At 32.9% G+C, this 20,222-nt stretch carries 20 protein-coding genes; 10 read left to right on the top strand and 10 right to left on the bottom strand.

Annotated elements, in window-relative coordinates:
• Window positions 1-151: 151 nt before the first annotated feature.
• Window positions 152-532 carry a hypothetical protein gene (locus MKX72_RS28130; RefSeq protein WP_186806772.1) on the top strand — a complete coding sequence of 127 codons (381 nt, stop codon included), beginning with the start codon at window positions 152-154 and terminating at the stop codon, window positions 530-532.
• 446 nt (window positions 533-978) lie between these two features.
• On the opposite strand, the gene MKX72_RS28125 is transcribed toward MKX72_RS28130, so the two are convergent.
• Complete coding sequence (locus MKX72_RS28125; protein ID WP_154975026.1) at window positions 979-1,413, bottom strand: hypothetical protein; 435 nt, start codon at window positions 1,411-1,413, stop codon at window positions 979-981.
• A gap of 459 nt (window positions 1,414-1,872) precedes the next feature.
• Here MKX72_RS28125 and MKX72_RS28120 point away from each other — a divergent pair, with 459 nt between their 5' ends.
• A complete protein-coding gene (locus MKX72_RS28120; RefSeq protein WP_235907461.1) occupies window positions 1,873-2,955 on the top strand; it encodes a tetratricopeptide repeat-containing glycosyltransferase family 2 protein in 1,083 nt (360 codons plus the stop codon).
• A gap of 80 nt (window positions 2,956-3,035) precedes the next feature.
• Here the strand turns inward: MKX72_RS28120 and MKX72_RS28115 are convergent, their stop codons facing one another.
• The 3 genes from MKX72_RS28115 to MKX72_RS28105 all read right to left on the bottom strand — a co-directional run bounded on the left by MKX72_RS28115 (window position 3,036) and on the right by MKX72_RS28105 (window position 4,919).
• Window positions 3,036-3,392, bottom strand: a complete 357-nt coding sequence (locus tag MKX72_RS28115) for a DUF3992 domain-containing protein (protein WP_154975023.1) — start codon at window positions 3,390-3,392, stop codon at window positions 3,036-3,038.
• A 94-nt stretch (window positions 3,393-3,486) separates the two neighbouring features.
• Window positions 3,487-4,389, bottom strand: coding sequence for an S-Ena type endospore appendage (locus MKX72_RS28110; RefSeq protein ID WP_154975020.1), 903 nt, complete (start codon window positions 4,387-4,389; stop codon window positions 3,487-3,489).
• A gap of 119 nt (window positions 4,390-4,508) precedes the next feature.
• Window positions 4,509-4,919, bottom strand: coding sequence for a BclA C-terminal domain-containing protein (locus MKX72_RS28105; RefSeq protein WP_221817358.1), 411 nt, complete (start codon window positions 4,917-4,919; stop codon window positions 4,509-4,511).
• 10 nt (window positions 4,920-4,929) lie between these two features.
• On the opposite strand from MKX72_RS28105, the gene MKX72_RS28100 reads away from it, so the two are divergent.
• Complete coding sequence (locus MKX72_RS28100; RefSeq protein WP_308221081.1) at window positions 4,930-5,724, top strand: hypothetical protein; 795 nt, start codon at window positions 4,930-4,932, stop codon at window positions 5,722-5,724.
• 1,819 nt (window positions 5,725-7,543) lie between these two features.
• The gene (yjcZ, locus tag MKX72_RS28095) at window positions 7,544-7,705 is read left to right on the top strand and encodes a sporulation protein YjcZ (RefSeq protein WP_063247683.1); all 162 of its coding nucleotides are present in this window, start codon (window positions 7,544-7,546) and stop codon (window positions 7,703-7,705) included.
• Window positions 7,706-9,483: 1,778 nt separating this feature from the next.
• Here the strand turns inward: yjcZ and MKX72_RS28090 are convergent.
• Window positions 9,484-9,756 (bottom strand): hypothetical protein, encoded by a 273-nt coding sequence (locus MKX72_RS28090; RefSeq protein ID WP_098113949.1) that lies wholly within the window; start codon window positions 9,754-9,756, stop codon window positions 9,484-9,486.
• Window positions 9,757-9,988: 232 nt separating this feature from the next.
• Entirely contained in the window at window positions 9,989-10,732 is a 744-nt protein-coding gene (locus MKX72_RS28085; RefSeq protein WP_186806771.1) for a hypothetical protein, read from the bottom strand.
• A gap of 171 nt (window positions 10,733-10,903) precedes the next feature.
• On the opposite strand from MKX72_RS28085, the gene MKX72_RS28080 reads away from it, so the two are divergent.
• The 5 genes from MKX72_RS28080 (at window position 10,904) to MKX72_RS28060 (ending at window position 12,819) form a co-directional block, all read left to right on the top strand.
• Window positions 10,904-11,065 carry a hypothetical protein gene (locus MKX72_RS28080; protein ID WP_155916276.1) on the top strand — a complete coding sequence of 54 codons (162 nt, stop codon included), beginning with the start codon at window positions 10,904-10,906 and terminating at the stop codon, window positions 11,063-11,065.
• Window positions 11,066-11,174: 109 nt separating this feature from the next.
• Window positions 11,175-11,558, top strand: coding sequence for a LuxR family transcriptional regulator (locus MKX72_RS28075; protein WP_154975002.1), 384 nt, complete (start codon window positions 11,175-11,177; stop codon window positions 11,556-11,558).
• A gap of 277 nt (window positions 11,559-11,835) precedes the next feature.
• Entirely contained in the window at window positions 11,836-12,093 is a 258-nt protein-coding gene (locus MKX72_RS28070) for a hypothetical protein (RefSeq protein ID WP_154975004.1), read from the top strand.
• Window positions 12,093-12,515: a hypothetical protein gene (locus tag MKX72_RS28065; RefSeq protein WP_154975006.1), complete on the top strand. Its 423-nt coding sequence runs from the start codon at window positions 12,093-12,095 to the stop codon at window positions 12,513-12,515. Before MKX72_RS28070 ends, MKX72_RS28065 begins: the two co-directional genes overlap by 1 nt.
• Window positions 12,516-12,564: 49 nt before the next feature.
• On the top strand, window positions 12,565-12,819 hold the full coding sequence (locus MKX72_RS28060; protein WP_154975008.1) for a hypothetical protein: 255 nt from the start codon (window positions 12,565-12,567) through the stop codon (window positions 12,817-12,819).
• Window positions 12,820-13,031: 212 nt separating this feature from the next.
• On the opposite strand, the gene MKX72_RS28055 is transcribed toward MKX72_RS28060, so the two are convergent.
• From MKX72_RS28055 to MKX72_RS28040, 4 genes are all read right to left on the bottom strand, one after another.
• On the bottom strand, window positions 13,032-13,388 hold the full coding sequence (locus MKX72_RS28055; protein WP_260504068.1) for a hypothetical protein: 357 nt from the start codon (window positions 13,386-13,388) through the stop codon (window positions 13,032-13,034).
• A gap of 770 nt (window positions 13,389-14,158) precedes the next feature.
• On the bottom strand, window positions 14,159-14,734 hold the full coding sequence (locus MKX72_RS28050) for a MerR family transcriptional regulator (protein WP_014462093.1): 576 nt from the start codon (window positions 14,732-14,734) through the stop codon (window positions 14,159-14,161).
• Between the two features lie 1,057 nt (window positions 14,735-15,791).
• Window positions 15,792-16,733: a tyrosine-type recombinase/integrase gene (locus tag MKX72_RS28045; protein ID WP_235907460.1), complete on the bottom strand. Its 942-nt coding sequence runs from the start codon at window positions 16,731-16,733 to the stop codon at window positions 15,792-15,794.
• Window positions 16,734-16,904: 171 nt separating this feature from the next.
• Window positions 16,905-18,293 carry a replication initiation protein gene (locus MKX72_RS28040; protein WP_098113943.1) on the bottom strand — a complete coding sequence of 463 codons (1,389 nt, stop codon included), beginning with the start codon at window positions 18,291-18,293 and terminating at the stop codon, window positions 16,905-16,907.
• 987 nt (window positions 18,294-19,280) lie between these two features.
• Here MKX72_RS28040 and MKX72_RS28035 point away from each other — a divergent pair.
• Complete coding sequence (locus MKX72_RS28035) at window positions 19,281-20,174, top strand: transcriptional regulator (RefSeq protein ID WP_098113942.1); 894 nt, start codon at window positions 19,281-19,283, stop codon at window positions 20,172-20,174.
• Window positions 20,175-20,222 lie beyond the last annotated feature (48 nt).

Here is a 20,222-nt window from a genome sequence, read left to right as displayed (position 1 = left end):
GATCAAGGAATGCTTGTACGATGATAAAAATGCTTCTTTATTTAAGAGAAATAAAATAATAAATATTTTCCTTTTAAGCATGTCCAAACTCTTTTTGATTGGTAGCATATTCTGTTAATATAAATACCTTTTTACAAAGAGGAACATAACATTGCTAACGAATAGTAAACAAAATTTAGAGAAATCTATTCAAAAAAATCAAGATAAAGAGTTCTTACAATACCTCCCATTACAAATTTATAGAGAAATAGCTTTTGCAGTCCCTATCCCCCAAGGCATCTCTGACTTACCACCAATTATTTTCTTTGATATTTCCAAGCAGTTTACTCCAGACCAGGTACAAAAAATTCAAGACACTATTAGAGGTGTATTATTTAACTGGTCGTTGCATCTAACAGAAAAATGGAACAATGGATTTAATAATGGTGTATCACAATTGGCTGATTGCACGAACACATATGCGGTGAAAAACTTACAGCCTTTACGTTATTTTGGTGTTAATGTTACAGACGGAAAACAGGAAACTGTATAACTGGACAGATACTATCGTCCTTACGGACAAACCCATGATAGGCCCGAAAGGGAGCCTACTTCTCGTTGGTCTCTCGTAGGAACATAAGGTTGTGGCTATCTTCTGACGAAAGAAACGTACTGTTATGTATACCTCCACTTGGAGCGTCGGCGTACGTTTTACTTACCGTTATGGTATGTGATGAAGATAAGACAGCAAATGGACCTGCAATGGGAGGCTTGAGCCGTATGAGTTGAAAGGCTCACGTACGGTTCTTAGGGGAGTCAGGGGCAGTGATGCCCCTCGCTTACCCGACTTAACTGAAAATGTATGGAGTATCCAAGTTAAAAACAGAAAAACTCCCCATGTGGTAGGGAGTTTCCTTTTTTAAGTATCAAGATATTGCGTTAAACATGATACTTTGGGTATCTTTAGTAGTTTGTTCTAATTAAGATTAAATTATAACATTAGCCTGAATATGCTACAGCATTAAAGCTTTCCGGCCCTACTCTTACAGTACCTAAAAGATTACTGCCGATAAATGCAGTATAAATTAAAAGACCTGATGCTGGAGCCGGAACATTAAAGTCAGAAGCAGTAAAGGTAAAAAGTTGGGGTCCTAGAATATTTGTATTTAAAGCTTCTGAAGAAGAATAAATAATAGGATCAGTAAGAGATGTACCTCTAACAATTGTTAATGTAATTGTTGTTGCTAAAGGGAGGAGTGGTAATTGGCAAGCTACAGTGCCACTTAATTGGGTACGGATGGGGCCAGTTGCTCCTAATACATTAAGGCCAACTTGTCCAAATAATCCTGGTACAGAGAGAATAGTAATGGGAATGGAGATGGAATTAGCGATACTAGCATTCTGAGACGTTCTAGCATCTAATAAGTTAGTCATTTTTTATTACCTCCTTTCTTGTTACTATTATTTTATGAAGTTAAACACTTTTATGTTTGGACAAGTGTCGAGATTATAAAAAAAACAAGCAATGATATTATATAAGGGTCTAAAAGGATGATTATATAAACTAATGTTTTATTCCATATATAGTTTAGAAAGGGAAATATTCCCTTTATCTATCTAGAAATTTTTCTCTTTTTTGAGATGTATGCTCTTATTTTAAGGATATATTCTTCACAACGTCTTGGATAATTTGTTATATGTCACTATATCTTTTTATTGTAAGGAACTAAAAATGTCTTTTGAACCAATGAAATGTATGCTTCATATATTATTACATAATCATTTATTTAATTGAGGGAAGACTCTTCCTACTTCATTAAAGATATTCCTTTAAAACAAAAGGGATATCTTTTTTTCGAAGTATTTTAAAAATTGTTTAAGGGAATGGAAAAAATGAAAAAAAATAAATCTATATCTATTAGCCTTTGTATGATTGTAAAAAATGAAGAGGATGTAATTGAACGTTGTTTGATGTCTGTTAAATCTTTAGTAGATGAAATAATTATTGTTGATACAGGATCATCAGATTGTACAAAAGAAATCATCAGTGCATATACAGATTTTATATTTGATTTTAACTGGATCGATGATTTTTCAGCTGCAAGGAATTTTGCTTTTTCTAAAGCTACAAAAGATTATATTTTATGGCTAGATGCAGATGACATTATAACTGAAGAAAATATTATAAACTTCTTAACATTAAAACAAGCTCTTACCCGTGATGTAGACGCTGTCTCCATGGCCTACCACCTTGCATTTGATCAAGATGGAAATGCTAGCTTTAGTTCATGGCGAAACCGTCTTGTTAAGCGAGAAAAACAATTTAAATGGCATGGATTTGTCCATGAATACTTGGAGGTAAATGGTAATACCCTTTATTCCGACATAGCCATTGAACATCGGAAAGAAAATATTCATAATGCTCGAAACTTAGTAATTTATGAAAAGGCATTAAAGGCTGAGAGACTATTTTCTCCCAGAGATCAATACTATTATGCAAATGAATGTAAAGATCATGGTATGTACGAAAAAGCAATTGAATGGTATCAAAAGTTTCTAAATAGTAAAGAAGGATGGGTAGAAGATAATATTGAAGCATGTGGAAGAATGGCAGATTGCTATATTCATTTAAAAAATTGGAATGAAGCTATTAATTGTTGTATCAATTCTTTTCATTATGATGCTCCACGTGGAGAAAATTGTTGTAGATTAGGCTTTTTATATTTACAAGAAAGTAAATTTAGTCAAGCTATCTCGTGGTATAAGCTTGCAACAGTTGTGGACTCTTCTAGGTTGAAAAGCCCTTTTATCAATCATGCCTGCCATACATGGCTTCCTCATTTACAACTTTGTCTGTGTTACAGTAAATTGGGAGAGTTTAAAGTAGCCAAAGAACATAATGATTTAGCCGCCCAATATGCTCCAAATAATCCATGTGTAAAACACAATCAGGCCTTTTTTAAATCAATCATTTAATCCCAATACCCTAACCAAAGAGCAAAATCAAATTGATTGTGCTCTTTGGATTTATTTTGTTTAACTAAACTATTAGTAGATTAAAATTTATAATTTAGTGAAAATGAAATTTTGACATTTGACGTGCTTCCCAGAGGAGCACCACCTGTTCCTATAATACCAATTGTGTTAATATCATTTACTGTAATTGCTCTAGCGCTTCCTGGTTCAACAACGAACCCTGCTACAGCAACACCATTTACAGTTAAAGAAGCAGTAGGTCCAACCCCAGTTACTCCATTATTCTCTACCATCACTGTTCCGTTTATAATAAAGGTAGTAGAATCATTCCATAAAACTATTTCTGTTCCACCAGTATCAGCTAAATCAACTGTAAAACAAACAGCATCATTCACAACACCTAACGAATCACTACAACAACTTCCTAATTGAGCCAATTTATATTCTCCCTCATTTCACATTCATAGTTAGTTGTTACTATGATATGTCCAACTTTATTTTTTGTTTGGGCATTTTTTGAAAAGTATGACCTCATACAATTAATTTTCCTTTCACCAATAAAATTTCATTATCTTTTGTTACCTCTATGCTTTGTTTTAAACTAATTGAAACATATATTTCAAAGTGAGAGGTGCACTCTTTTCTGTTTTTTATGTTGGGTACAACAGCTGTATGAAAATGTACTTTCTCAATCTTGCTATGGATTTTGGTATTAGCTGGAGCGAATAAAAGGAGAGTTTCTTCGGATAGAAAGGGAATGGGTTCCGTACAGCAATTATTATCTTTAAATTTAATACAGAAATATCCTTCTTGCTTTAGTCTTATTTTTTGAATTGAAACTAGATCACCATTTGCTAGCATTACTTTATAACTTTCTCTGCCTAAGGCTTTTCTAATTTCTTTACATTTGATCGCTTCCTTGGAATAAGAATCAATTAATTTACCATATCTATCAGTAAAAAAGCACTCGATCTCCTCTGGTTTTTCAAAATAGTTTTTGGGATATTCTAATGTTTTGATTTTTTTATTAAGTTTTAAAACAAATCTTCCTGAACAGTTATGTTTTGAATTGCTTGTAAGATAAATGGATTGAATTCCATCAACTGTAACGCTCCTAGAATAATTTTTTTTTATTGAAAACAAACAGTTCTCGTTAATAAAAACATTAATTTCCCCTTTATCTTTTGAATAGTTAGTTATTGTTATGGTGCCGGTAATGTGTAAACAAGATGAGTTTTCCCAAAGTAGTACAGATTTCTGCTTTTTATAGTCAATAAAGAAATCCCCCGAAGATTGTTCAGGCCGTACTCTTACTTTTTGTTTTATAAAGATAGGAACTTTTAAGTTAATAGTTGAGGAATGGGAAATCCAATCAAATACTTTTTTTACATTTATAGAATGACAGATAGGGTTAGTAGTGTTAGCCTTAAGCATTTAATCCCCCCAAAATTCTATATTCCTTAGCTTATGAATGTTTTAAATGAGATGGTACTAAGAAAGAGGTTAAAAATCATTACATTTGGCTTGATTCGGCAAGAAAATACACTTTTTGGTTATTGAAGCCTAATTATTGTTAGAGCAGCACCTACTGATCCACCTGCTGATAAGAGGGTAGCTATTAACAGTATGCTGCTAAATAATTGTAAAGATATTGTATTACCCGCACTTAAATTCACAATAACATCATTATTGAATGTTGAGGTGCTTAAAACAGGACTTAATATAGAGCCTGGAATTGGAGTGGTGCTATTTAATAAAATCCTTGAGCCTGCGCCTACACCCAATGCAGCCGTAGTATTAATTTGGTAAGTAATGTAGTAACGACCAGTAGCTGGTACTGTAAAAATGGTATTTGGTCCATTAGCTATAAAACCGTCTAAGTTTTGATTATTAGGAAGGGGAATACTGTTAGAACCTCCGAGTGCAACTGGAATAACACTTCCCGTTGTATTACAGGCAAACATAGAATTATTAGTGACAATCTCTCCAGTAGGACCTGTAGGTCCGGTAACACCAGTGGCTCCAGTAGGACCTGTAGGTCCGGTAACACCAGTGGCTCCAGTAGGACCTGTAGGTCCGGTAACACCAGTGGCTCCAGTAGGACCTGTAGGTCCGGTAACACCAGTGGCTCCAGTAGGGCCTGTAGGTCCGGTAGCACCAGTGGCTCCAGTAGGACCTGTAGGTCCGGTAGCACCAGTGACTCCAGTAGGGCCTGTAGGTCCGGTAACACCAGTGGCTCCAGTAGGACCTGTAGGTCCGGTAGCACCAGTGACTCCAGTAGGACCTGTAGGTCCGGTAACACCAGTGGCTCCAGTAGGGCCTGTAGGTCCGGTAGCACCAGTGGTTCCAGTAGGACCTGTAGGTCCGGTAGCACCAGTGACTCCAGTAGGGCCTGTAGGTCCGGTAACACCAGTGGCTCCAGTAGGACCTGTAGGTCCGGTAACACCAGTGGCTCCAGTAGGACCTGTAGGTCCGGTAACACCAGTGGCTCCAGTAGGACCTGTAGGTCCGGTAACACCAGTGGCTCCAGTAGGACCTGTAGGTCCGGTAGCACCAGTGACTCCAGTAGGACCTGTAGGTCCGGTAACACCAGTGATTCCAGTAGGACAGCAGTTTCCAAGAGGACCACAGAAATTAAGATTGTTTGTCAAATATGCTCCTCCTTACTTATTATTAATGAAAAGTCCAAGCCATTTTTTATTAGGATATTCTGATTCTTACTTATGGGAAACTTTCTTTGTGAAAATGGGTATTTTATTAACAAAATAATTCAAATGATATAAATTATATTAATGTAAATGGTCAACCAATAAAGTGGTTCATATATTTTAAATTGAAAGGTAAAGAAAATTATTCATTGCTATATTAGATAGGAATTAAAACCTTTGGACCTTCATTTTTGATATACTTCTCTATAGGAATAGAAAAATTCTAATAGAAAAAAATAATCAAAAAGTGAAGTACTAGCTCTTTAAAAGCCAGCACCGCATATAAAAACATAGAGAACTATGTAGCATATAAAGTTTAAAAAATGGCATACTAAAACCAATGCTAGGAACTCAAGTAAAAGGCGCTTTCTTCTAAAAGAAAGCGCCTTTTACCTATAATAAAAATAGACAATGTCTTGATATTGTTTTGCCATAAATAATTTATACGAAAACACCAAAAAAGCCACTGGACCTAGACAGTGGCTTTTTTGGTGTTTAATGCAGGAAATAAACGAAACATCTTACATACACGATGTTTTGTCGTTAGGGTCAGTGTAACAAAGGTAATATGCACCATTAAGCTTAAGATATGGTATTTAAAATCCAAAGAAAAACCACCTAGGAGAAAAGGTGGTTTTTCTATTGCACGACGTTTATCCAATGACACCTGTTGGAGTCACCAATAGTGTGCCCAAAATATTTATAACTATTCACTACCGATATCAATTATTTTTCTTATTTGTTCTGGTCAAATAATCCGTAAACAAAATAGTAGCAAACGGAAAAGAAGAAACAATAAAGAATGCTAAAAATGCCTTAAATATTTTGCGGTTTATGTACATGGAATTCACCTTTAAAAAATGGCATAAATGCAAAAAGCTATCTGGGGAAGAGATAGCTTTTCTACTGATAAACAAATCGGGTTTTAAACGGAGTCTAAAAAGACTTCTAAATTAGTTTAATCTACTTGCGGTATTCTATACGTTTAAATTACAAGAGACTTGCTATTCCAATTTATCGTTAGCAAATGGAGTAGTCATAAGTGGATTTTCGAACAATAATGAACCTTTATAAGGGGACAAGCATATGATGATTCTATGCAAATAGTCTTATTTGCGCTATTTTCATGCATAAAGGAGGGATAATGATATGTTAGATTTAGGATCATTACTTTCCACAATTATCGGTCTACTAGGTGGTATTCTTTAAAAAAAGTAGAGTCAACTTAAGTTGACTAAATAAGCCTTTAGGCAATCAAACGAGGTGAAACAAATATGTGTTGTTGGAATTTCTTTGGTTGTGGATGTAGACGTCGTAGAAGCTGTTGGGACAACTACAATAATAACTACGGTGGTTGTGGATGCGGCCGTGGCAACTACGGTGGTAACTATAACAATGAGTATGATAATGGATATAACTATGGTGGTGGCCATAGTCAAGGTAGTAACTGCAGAGATGGCTACGACAGTCATAAACATCATCGTTCAAATTGCAAATGCAAACGTCATTCGAACTATTAATTTTATAGATAAAAGGGCTTGTTCAGTTAGTTGAACAAGCCCTTTTTTAACGTTAATGATGCTAAGTAAGCTGACGATATGAATCATCGTATACAATATCAAAAGACCAAGAAGATGCCAGGCGGTTGGAATCTTCTTGGTCTTTTAATAATAACGTATCAGTTAGGGAGGTAACTGTTTTTATAAAGCAAAAACTATGGTTGATTTATTCTATGTAAACATATCTAAAAGGTTTATAATTCTTTGAAAATTAATGTGCCATTTATTATTGATCTGGTTGTTCCTATAGAGACAACATTTTGGAGCAATTTTATTTTTTATACATATCTTAAGAGTAGTAAGCATATAGGGGGTGACAATATGGGCTTTGGAGGTTATGGTGGCGGTTGCGGCTATGGCGGATATGGTTACGGCGGAGGCGGTTGTGGTACTGGCGGTGGTTTCGCTTTAATTATTGTATTGTTTATTTTATTAATCATTATCGGCGCTTCTTGTTTCGGTGGTTTTGTTGGAGGCTGCTAATAACTAATAAACATTTTACTTTTAAAGAGCTAGCAGTATGCTAGCTTTTACATTTGATATATTGTTCTTACATAAAAACATCAAAGGTTTGCTCCTAGAAAAGTATTTACATTCAAAAATAAATTAATTCATGATGTTGACGTGCATGTCTATACGCTTCTCACTTCTCAAGAGGAGCAGGAGTGTATCCATTCAAGTGAGCAAGATCTGTATAGATAGAAAACACTAGGAGACTAATACAAATAACTCCACCAATTAAGAAAAACAGATATTTTAAAAATGGTTTCATCTTTCGATTATTCCTTTCAAATAAAAAAGCACCTTCTCTCTAAGGTACTTTTTTAGCTCTTATCATCAATACTTTACATTGTAATTTTGAAACTTTAATCAATCTTGAGTAGCTTGCTCTTTGCGTGATGTTTTTATTCAAAAATAGGAACATCTCTTTAAATCGTTAAAACAAAAAACTCTCGGTTACGATTCTCCCAAGAGTTTTTGTATACAACCAAATACTTAAAATCATAACGTATAGAGACTTTATGCCATCGTAAATATCATGTTCAAGTATTAAAGGAATTATGTGATGTATATGATTACATATGCTATTATTGAGCACTCATTTTTTGATTGTATGTATATCTTTCTTACGTAAGTTGAAGAACAGAAAACACTACTTCATCTAATTGTTTAGTTAATTTTTTTCAAGTAGTATTTTCTGCTTTCAATTCTTTAGTTTGTAACAGTGCGAATGACCGAATAGACGCTTTGCAGCGTCTTTGCTAGTTTTGTCTAGCCAAGCTATTTTCATACTCATATAAAAGCAAATAACCCCCAAATCGGTCCATTTGGGAGTCGCCTGCTAGTTCAATTCATAAAAGGGAGCATGTTGAGTCCTTTTTTAAATTAATATGCTTGTCCATTAGTATATATGATTGTTTGTTACAAAAGTCTTGTAAACATTATGTACATACACCATATTTCCCACATATGATGGTAGTGTGACACGAATATTTCATTAAATTAGTACGGCCCTTAGACATGTCCCTATTGGTCAGAGTATTGTTTAGTGGGAGAGGTTCACTCCTGAAAAAGCTCAAAGATTTTTTGAGCTTTTTTATCATTGTATTTAAAATTTTTGAGTCGGAAATATCATGCTATTAAAATAAAAATGAGGGCTAGTATTATGTTTATAAAAAAAAACTTAAATACAATTATTATGAAAGAAATTAGCTGATCAGTATGATGTAAGTACTCGTAGGATTCAATCGAAGATTAAGAATGTAGGCTATCAATGAGACAATAAGGAAAGTATTTATAGCTATGTTGAAGAAGAATTAGAACATTTAGATTTTAATTTTATTGCGTTTATCTCTAAAAACAGTAAAATGCTAGTAAAAAAAACGAATTACTAGTAAAACACCAGCTAATCTCATTTCAATCGCTTTTAATTTTATTTCTACCGGATAACTGACTCTTGTCCCCATAGAAAAAACACCTCCAAGTTATTGTTAGGTACTACATACCCGTTTTTTAACGTAAAGGTGTTTTTATTTGTCTCACTTTAGGGGGTCAGTCCCTTCAAAATCAAAACTTTTTTTGGTATCTAGAATGTTGATTATGTTAACTATGGGTATAATTATAAAATTAAATTATTGTTTTGCAGAGGGGAATCTAGCTCCAGCATTTAATTGAAGTATGTCATTGATCTCTATGACACCATCAAAACGACTAGATGCCCCAAGAAACTCAACCTCAGCATCTAATAATAAACCATTTACTTAAAAAAATAATTCTACTTCATAATCAATATTTGGATTATCTGGCTGAAAGAAGATTGATGCATTAAACGCGTATACACCATTAAACTCAGGTATAAATGTTGAAGTAGCTGCATTATATTCATTATTACCTATATCAAATTGTTCATTTGGAAATGTAACTTTTACAAAAGTATCAGCTTGAGAAATAGGAATAGTAGTATTAGGATTAGTGGCTCTGAATGCTGAGGGACTTACAAGGTCCTCAGCATTAGCAACAAGTAAAGCATTCATGCCTTTAAACGTTGAGAAATTAACCTTTTTGTTGGTTTTTCTATATAATTTATTCTCTAATAAAAATAATGTTTGTATACTTGTAATGTTATAGGACAAGTATCTTGAAACAAATGAACTTTATTTAATTCCATATATGCTAGTATCTATACAAGGTACTAGTAAGATTTTCAAGAAAACCATTTGAAAATCTCTACTCTTTAACAATAACGATCTTAAATTCCTATTAAGATTATTGAAATATTCTACTCATGCTAGCTTTTTGACACTGTAACGGATTAATAGTTGGAGTACTGTTAGGGAGTATAGGAGCCATGAGATTACCTGTAAGGTTACTGTGGGCTGTATCAATATTTCCTGCAGAATCAATAAAAGGACCCGTAGGATCTATAGATTCAAACATGAATACATTATTAACAGGTTGGTTATTAAGGTGAGTAAATAAAGCATGTCCTGCTTCATGTGCAAATGCAAAAGGAGCACTCAAAGCTCTGTTACTCAATGCAATGGATCCAAAGAGTGTAAATTGAGGTACACCGTTTTCAACTCTAAAATTCTCAATTATTACTCCACCAACACCTATAGGTCGACTATTACCTGAAGGAGATGCAAAATCATTGCCACTTGTGTAAACAACGTATATGCCAGGTTGATTCCCATTCATTTGTTTAACTTGATTGATGAGATTCTCAACAGGTCCTCTAAATGCTTCATTAGTACTTAAATCGGTCGCATCTATTACTGTATTTACTTCGATTATAGGTTGTGAAATGAAGTTTATATTACATTCACCTCCACTATTCCATATCTGATTAGCTGAGGCAATGTCTCGATTAAATCTATTTTGCCGGCCATTACTATCGCTGAGGGCAGAACCGGGAGTAAAGATACCATAAACATTAACCGAAGGATCACCCTGAGATTGGACTGAGTAACTATAGTTATATCTGTATTTTCTCTTTCTTGATTTTTTCAATTAATGCACTTCCTTTTATATAATTAGTACAAGTTATGTAATTGCTAATAATTTGCTTGTATGCTTGTCCAATGACAGCACGATTATTTTATTGACTTTGGAAATTATATCCTTTAAAATTAACCAAAAGCAACGTTGCAACTTAAGTACGTTGCTTGAAAAGGAGAGCATATGAGCAGGGTTAAAGAAGGCAATCGAAGACTTACATGTGATATTCCAGAAGAGTTACACAAGGAGTTGCGTTTCTTAGCTGTAGAGAATGATACAAGTATTACAAAGTATGTAAAGGCTTTATTAGAAGAGCATGTGAAGAAAGTAAGAAAAAAAAAGTAAACAAAGAAAGGGCACTTCCTCTGTAAAGGAAGCACCCCCATGTAGAATCACATGTATAGACACTTACATTGTAACATGGGTTGCCCTCTAGAAATAGCAGGGTCTTATTATGGATCAAACTGAAAAGTTGTTAATAGGTATTGAGAATATATTGAGTGTAGCTTCCGACTTAGTACACGAAGTAGATCGCCTTAAACGTGTTGAAGAAGAATGCCAAATACTTAAAGAAAAACTTTTTTTAAAACAACTTAGGTCGTCTGAACAAGACATTTTTACTCTTGCACTTGATGGCCATTCAATTACAGAAATGCAAAACATTTTATTCAAAGAAGAGAGCAAAATTAAGAATCAGAGACGCAGCATTCTGCAAAAATTAAACGTTTCTTCGATGAAAGAAGCAATCGATTTTTATAAAAAAACTACCCAAACTTCTTCTCAAAACTTCACGAATTATCATCAAGAAATCTTTCAAAAACTAGTTAAAACTTCATAAAAGTTGAGGGGACGGTGAGTGGACAGTAGGTCAACATTTCCAGAAAGGTGTAAGTTTTGATATCGACACAAGGTCGACATTACGCGCTTTTTTCGCTCTTCAGGTCAACAGCAGGTCGACAGACTGGAAGTTTTCATGGGGTCACTTTTTTGAGGGTGCAAACGTTGTTTCGCTGGGCTTTGCCCAGCATATCATAGCCAAATGATATCAAAAACCCCTTATGCTCTTCTCTACTCGTACTGGAAATTTTGCAATTTGATAGAAAAGGAATGATTTCATGGATATCTTTTTACGAAATATTGATCCGGTTGCTATGCAAAAAGTTGATGCACTTGCGAAAGAAAATGGGATGTCCCGTCAACAATTCTTGAAAGAACAATTTGAAGTATTAGCTTTTTTTGATGAACAAGTAGAAAGAGAAAAAAGATTAGAAGCAATCGTTCATCAGAACATCGAAATGATGAAACAATGTGCAATATCAATTGAAAAGATGAACGATATTATCTATGAACTGATGGGAGATGTAGAGGAGTAATGGAAACACAACGACGTATGATTACACTTGATAAAGAAACGGATCAATACATCCAAGATTATATGGCTGAACATAAACTTCGTTTCCCAGGAGAAGCAATTATGGATATCTGTAAAAAGTATCGAGAAGAAAAAAAGAAAGAATGGTCGTTAGATTACATTACGGAAACGGTTAGTGAAAATCTTCATGATGCATTAAAAAGTGAACTGAAAAAGATTCGATTAGGAACAAATAGCGCAGATAAGAATACACAAATCCTTATCGAATTCATGAATGGATTGTATTTTCATCATGGTTATGATGCGATTATGACAACAGATCTTGTAGAACTAGAAGCAACTAAACTTGCTAAAAAAGTTGTAAGTGAACGTATTGTGAATCAAAGACAAAAACGGCTGGATAAAGAATACCCTAAAAGCTAAAATAGCCTTTAAGCCTACTTTTCCTTTTAGTAAACGAGGTGAACATAGTTTGATATGTAGTTATTGTGGGACAGAAGGGTTAGAAGATAGCTGCTCTTTTTGTGGGGCTGCTTTAAATATAAAAAGACCTAAATTAAAAGAGTTTGTGGCTTTAGAGGATGTTGAAAAGCCTTTTAATGAACTTTCATGCTTTCATACGTATGATTTGTTAGTTTTGCTGCGTTTGGTACGTAAAGAACGGACAAAGGCTTATGATTTAATGCTAAGGCTTAAAAAGGATGACAAGAGCCCTCAAATTATTTAAATAACACGTAACTATTTAAAAGACCTATATGAACATTATACAAAGCGTATGAAGCTTATATGGCTATATTAATTAAATGAGACATAATCCCTTTATCATAAAAAATTGAACTAACTATATATGGGATTTGATACCGCATTTTTTTAAATAAGGTAACCTTTTCTTATATATTAAATGAAAGCTCTCTCTATTGAGAGCTTTCATTTTTATTTCTATAAATCATTTATTTGTTTGATGAAATTAGATTTTATATACTGAAACAGCTCTATACCCAACTCATTGTGCTTTTCTATTTTCTTAATGATATCAATGGGGACTTCGTTGAGCAAAGGGCGAGATTTTGTCACATTCACCTTCTTATATTTAATATTTCCCCATTTGAATTTTTTCTTTAGTAACAAAAGCGATTCGTTAAACATTTCTGTTATTCCTATTGATCCAAATTCCAGCAAGTTTTCTTTCGCTTTCTCTACGCTTAGTTGAGATTTCACCCCGCAAATTTGTTTAGTTTGGCCATTTGTAGCTTGAGGGTCCCAATCAATGTAGTCTTCAAAAGACATATGTTTCATGTTCTCTCATAATACCCTGGATACGATTTCAAAAAATAATATAATGATATGACACGCTCAACCGGATGACGCATCATACTAAAATAAACATAGGGTTGAGCAAAAAATTCATGTATTCCATAGAAATGATGGCCGGATATAGCTTTTATGTTTTTTTATCTTCTTCTTTTAATTGGCTAAACTGTTTATTCGTCTCTTCTAAAGGAACATGATCGTATATTTCATTTTCAGAGTAGAACCTTTTAAAAATATTACAAAGACACACATTTCTTTTTAGGAATAATAAACCGTGGATCTTGCGTAGGAATTAGATAACGATCACATAAACAATGGAGAATTTCTAGTGGTCGATATTTATGTTGGACAGAGCAAATCAATCATTGTATATTTGATGAACGCCATCAAGATACCAATAGGCAGTTTCTACGACAGCTATGGTATTTTCATTGTGTACTTGATTCAAATAGCGAAAGAAGTATCGTGCTAAGAAAAGCTTCTAGAGGACGTGGTACTCCAGGCGGATAAACCAGAGTTTATGTGTTTAAAAATAGGATGCCATCAAATGGACAAACTGTATTAGTAAAAGCTTCCACACCTGTAAATTCCCCCTCAAGAACTTATAGAATTGTTTAACAATAATAAATTTCTTCTGGCAACTAAACATAAAATCTTAAAATTTACTATTTATTCATCGAAAATAAACGATAAAAGCAGCAGGATTTTCTGTAATGCACAAAAAACCCTGCTGCTTTTATCGTTTAAGTAACGTATTAACCCCCAAAAATCTTACTCCAGAATCCTTTTGGTTTTGAATCAAGATTTTCTTGGGCGGCCGCGATAAGTTTTTTAGTATCACTAATTTCACGTATGGCACTAGTCAATTTCTCATCGCGTTTCTCTAGATTATTTTCAATGTATTTGTCTTGGTGGTCTAGTTTTTCTGTAAGTTTCTTTATAAGGCTTCCTTGTTCATCTAGTCGTTGGATAAGCGCTAATTGAAACTGCTCATCTTTTTCAGAGCGATTAAGCAACTCTTGAACTTTTTCTTCAAGGGATTGTACTTTTTTTTCAAGGTTTGATTGAACTTCCACTGTCTCCGGTACAATTTCTCCTTGAAGCCACTGGTTTATCATCTTATAGCTCCAGTTTTGCTCTTGAATTCTTTTTTTTATTTCAGTTAATAAATCGATGTTTTGTTTGTTATAGCGCCTATGTCCGCCTTCTGTTCGTTGAATTTGGAGATTGAATTCTTTTTCATATAAGCGAATAAGATCTACACTTAATCCAGTTAGCTTTACTGTGTCTTTCAAAGTATAGACTACTTCATCTTTATTTTTTTCATGCATTTTTCTAGGATTCTCCTTTCTGTATAAAAATCTAGATATACTTTGAAGTTGATATATCAGTGTTAATGACAATTCTAGAATGCGGTTTTGCGAGATATTATTCAAGGTTTATATTTCTAGTAAAATTCTATTAATTACTTTATATTCCTGTTTTTTATGTACATTTTTCTTTTTCTTTCGCTAGGCCTTTTATTCTTCCTTTTCAATTCTAGATGAAATCATAAACTTTTCAAGAGTAAAACTGTTTATTTTAAATGTAGATAGATTATATATAAAGTTCAAAAAAAAGCAACTTAAGGATCAACATTAACTCTACTCAATTAAAACTTTGTTTTAGCCAATGTCTGCAAAAAAGGAGTTTTAACTGTTAAGAAATATCTTTGTTAACAACTGATTCACATCTTTTCCTCTCCTAAAGTCCAAAGAAACTAGAGTACCTAGAAAGCTTGATATAAAATAGCTTTAGACGAATCTAGAATGTAATTTCTCTAACTTTAATTCAAGTATTTTGTGTAGCTCATTAAGTATTTTGTGTAAGATAATATAAATCCTATATACTTATATCTTCTGGATTTATTACGGTGGTTTAATGGAACTTCTTTTTTGTTTATACAATTCTTATAGAATTATTTTTCGGGTTAAAATTAATCTTAATTTTTTCTAAGGTATTTAAACTTTATAGCAAAAGCTAGAAATACAATGAACCATTGAAAATAAAGAGTTTTTAACGAATCTAGAGTGAACTTCTTCTAGATTTTAGCCGAGAATAATAAATCTAATTAAATTCTAGATCATTTTACAAGAAATTCGTTGTTATACAACCAAGACATGGCTGCGAAATTCTAAATTTGTAATCCTTGAGAAGGTTGTTTCCATCCCAATCCACTTTTTAAAACAGTTGAATTTTAAAAAGTGGATCATTAAGTTTAACTGAAGTTAAACTTAATGATTTTTTCTAAAATTAACTAAGGTGAAAATAAAATTAAGTTTAACTTGTAAAATAAAAATTACTTATATAAAAGATGTTTTGGTAAAAAAATAAGTTGAACTTAATATTTTATTTTGTCTTTAGATATCGCTTAAATCGATATAAAGCATGGCGGCTGGACAATCCAAAGTAATAAATAATGTGTTCGTTTGAATATCCACCATGAATTTTGTTAAGTATACAACTGTTTCGAAAGTGAGTAGACCTTACAATTGCTTGTATACCTGAACGTTTGACTTCTCTTTCAATCATACGTTTTGTACCGATTATACTAATCCTTTTAGGTTTATTTAAATTGTAATCATACCAATAAACCATTTTTTGAGGATGAAAAGAAATAAATAACGGATCATTTGTATAATCCTTAGGTCTAAATAATAGAGGGATTGTTAATAGGTAATCATATATGATTTTCTTATCTTGTTTAGAAAGCTCTAAGGTGCGTTTTGATTTGCTTGTGTTTACCGTTAATGTATTCTGTGCAAAGTTAATGTCTTGTATATTTAAAGATACAACTTCGTTAATGGTAAGACCGTAACGAAGCATTAAGATGAACATGGAATGGTTACGCGGACCTATGTATTTATGTATCTGTAATTGAATATCATTTAAATGTTTGTGACTTATAACTGAATCTAAAAGGATTGAAGCATCCGATTCAGTTATAAAATCAGTATCAGTTAATGCTCGTTGTTTTTTTGTTGTTGCTTGTAAAAATCCAATATCATCTGTGAGGCTATAATACTTTAACATGCCATTTAAATGTGATGCTACACGCCTCAGATTAGCTTCTGACAAGTTTTTTTCTTTTAAATAGGTAAAATATTCGTCGTAATATTTCTTGTCTCCTGGCAAAGTTTCTGAAGGGATATTAGGGTGAGATTGATTTAACCATTCAAAAAACTGTTTTAGATCATGCTTGTACATTGATATTGTAGAAGCTTTTTTCTTAGATTCAACTAAATGATATAAGAAATCTCCAAGTAAAATAAAGTTATTCAAATAAGACACACCCAATCTTTTAGGTAAATTTAATATACTATTATTATAACAAAAATGATTAAACAAGCTTACTAAAATGATTCCTTTCTCTTTATGTATATTAAATTTACCTGGGCTCAAAAAAAGACGCGTAAAAGCCATCTCTGCAATGCAAGGTTTTACACGTCTTTTTTTCTATAGCTAATTTCTATTTAAAACTTTACTTTGTAAAAAGTTTTTATACATTTTTTTTAACTCTTTATTTTTAAAATCCTTAACAATTCTTGGTTCTAAGCCTAATTTTTCACGTTTATTATAATCTTCTTCCATATTTCGAATGACTTCTTGTAAGCCTGCTTCTTGGGCTTTTTTTATTTCTTCTTGGGTAGGTTGATCTGAACTTAGAATCAGCATTCTTTTTAATTCTTGAAACTGCAAGAGCTTTTCTTCAAATTCTATTTGAGTTCCATTTTCTTTTAAAAATAATTCTTGCTTCTCTTTTAAAGTTGCATCGTTAAGAATTTGTTCTTTATCTCTAGCTTGTGCTATAAAATCTGGAACTAATTCTTTTTTTGCAGCCTTTTTAGAGTTAATGCGTTTTGATTCCTGTGAGACCTGGGCATAATCTTTTTGAATCGCTTTTACTACGTAGGAATGAGGGTGAGTCACATCTCCTGTAATCAAACGATTTTGCGTGTATCTTATATTTCTTTCTAGGTGGTCTTGTGTAAATTCTGATAAAAGCCACTCTATTTTTTCTGGCTTAACCCCTAAGCCTGCTAAATCATTCTCAAGGCTGTTTGTGTTGTCTTCTAACTTCGAGAAGGATTGATTTAATTCTAGTTTTTTCTCTTGAGTAGAGCTAGAACCATTCAATGCAGGCGAACTGGTAATAATAAATTCTATGGAGGTTACTTTTCTACCAGTTTTTATTTCCACGAATTCAAAGTAGATATCCGTTTTATTATTAATTTCTTTTTGAGCTACTGCTAATACTTTGCTTTTAAAATGACCATACTGTTTATACTTAGTAGGTTCAATAGCTAAAAAATGACGTAATTCTTCAAGAGTGAGTTCCCTTTTTCGCAGACGCTCATATTGCTTAAGCAACTCATATATACGAATGGAATAGACCGAATTGAGTCTCACTACATTCTCTAATTGGTACGATGTGAATTTCTCCTTAAGCTCTAAAAACAGATACTTTAAGCTAGGATGAAACTGTAATGTTATGTACCCTTCGTTTTCTTCATAGATAGACGTGATTACCCAGTTGTAATTTCTTTGTCTGCCTTTTTCTTTTATCGTAAGAATTTTGGTTTGAAGTCCATTTACAATTTCTTTTAGGTACGAATAAAAACCAGTACCTTTCTTATTGCCTACGATTTCGATGAAATCTTTAGCTCGAAACCTATAGGTCTTCAACGTTTCATCATTAGGCTGCACTTTAGATGCCATGATTAAAAGAATTCTTTGCTCTTGTAAAGACAATTTATATGTACTCTCAATGAGGATGTTTGATTTAGTTACCCAATTTTTTATATTTATACTTTCCAGATCATATGGTTGAACGACAGTCGTTTTCTTCATAAAATCCCCCATATTTTTCTAAACTATCACTAAAATATCATAAAAGTGATACTGTGTAAATTGCATGTTAAAGAGTAATCTGTCCTTAGAAATTAAATATCACGCAAAATTAGTGATACTTCATGAGGTTTGTTGACTTTAGAAACCTTACTCATTCTTGATTTATTAAACTCAATCTTCATTTTAATACGCAAAATTGGTGATAGTTGAGGCATGTCTGCATTTTAAACGCAAAATTAGTGATACTTTAAGCACATCTAGATTGTTCACGCAAAATTAGTGATACTTAAGCCATATTTGCATTTTAAACGCAAAATTAGTGATAGTTCGCGCAAAATTAGTGATAGTTTCGCGCAAAATTAGTGATAGTTTCACGCAAAATTAGTGATAGTTCGCGCAAAATTAGTGATAGTTCGCGCAAAATTAGTGATAGTTTAGGCTTATAAACGTTGTAATATCAGTGTCTATAGACGTTCTAAAACAATAAAACAATAAAACAAATATATAAAACAATATGTAAAACAGTAAAACAACATAAGATAGTAGTTGTTTTACTGTTTTACAACTTTCAAGATTAATAATTAAGTAAAGGGATAAATTTTTAGTGAGTTCTTTAGAATATTAGGAGTATATCCAAACGAAGCAATTTTTAATCATAGTTAAAATACAGAGGTTTTATGAGGAGTTCATGAATTCTTATTGAATTATAAGATTAATAGACGGTATAATAGAGTCACCAAAACAGTGCGGAATATAAAAAGACTCCAACGTGTGCAAGTGGTGCGCCAACACCCTTACACCGTTAACCCTAAAACCACTAGGGAAAACACCTGTCGAAGTCCTAATACATAAATTTAGTTACGCCTTTATTTTATCGGATAATTAAATTTATTTCAAGGGCGTAGTCTGTCAAAAAATCCGACATCGTTTTCCTATTTCACGGGATGCGATGTCTTTTTTTGTTCCTGAAAAGGAGAGGATAGACTAATGTCTACTACACGTATGCTTACCGCAGAAGAATTTGATTATATGAAAAATTATCAGAGTTTCATAGAAAACCGTTCTCAACATCAATCAATGAAACGAAAATTACTTAAAGAAATTATAAACCTTTACGGAGAAAAGTTTTATCGCCTCCATGAAGGAACTAGAAAAGCTTTAGATCGGCTTTGTTGGTTTGCTGCAGAAAAAGGATTTTGCTTTCCTGGTAGTACATATTTAGGTAAAACCTACGAAAAGTCAAAAGGAACAATCGATCGTCATTTAAAAGAACTACGAAAACAAGGACAAATTATTACTGTATATCGTCGTTGCCCTCGTAACAATGGAAAGGGAAATCCAGTGCACTTATTTGTGAACCACCCTTTTTTTAATCACTGGGTTAAGTATTTACAGCTTGACTTAGAGTCTAATGTTGAAGCAGATGTTAAAACAGAAAATACTGAGAACGCTTGGGAGAGTAAGAGTAAAGACACAAAAAAACAGTCTACCTATAATTTATCTTTAAAAGATTTAAATAAATATATACGTAATGATGTTAATTTTAAACTCTCGTCTGATTATGTACCATCTTACATACCAAAATCTTTTAAAAATGCTGTAACACCTTTTTTTTCATGTGCAGATGATATTTATGATTTATGGAGAAAAGTCCGATTAGCTTACAAAGCGAGCTGTTTAGAAAAGCCCCTGGAAGATTTAAGTTTCCTTCCTGTTCAAGCGTTTAAAGAGACTGTTTTTGCTTATAAAAGCAATCGTATAAAAACTAACTTTGCAGCTTATTTTTTTGGAACGATTAGAGGAATATTTGTGATTGAGCGTAGAAAAGAAGTTCAGCGAAACGGTGGGAGTAGGCTTTTTTATAACTTTTTAGACTCCTAAATTAGAAAACAGATAATATTATTTATACATATTTTAAGTCAGAACGAG

Origin of the sequence: Priestia sp. FSL R5-0597, assembly GCF_038006305.1 — a bacterium.
Classification (GTDB): Bacteria; Bacillota; Bacilli; order Bacillales; family Bacillaceae_H; genus Priestia; species Priestia zanthoxyli.
The sequence above is the reverse complement of the archived record's forward strand: the minus strand, read 5'-3'. Positions and strand labels throughout refer to the sequence as shown.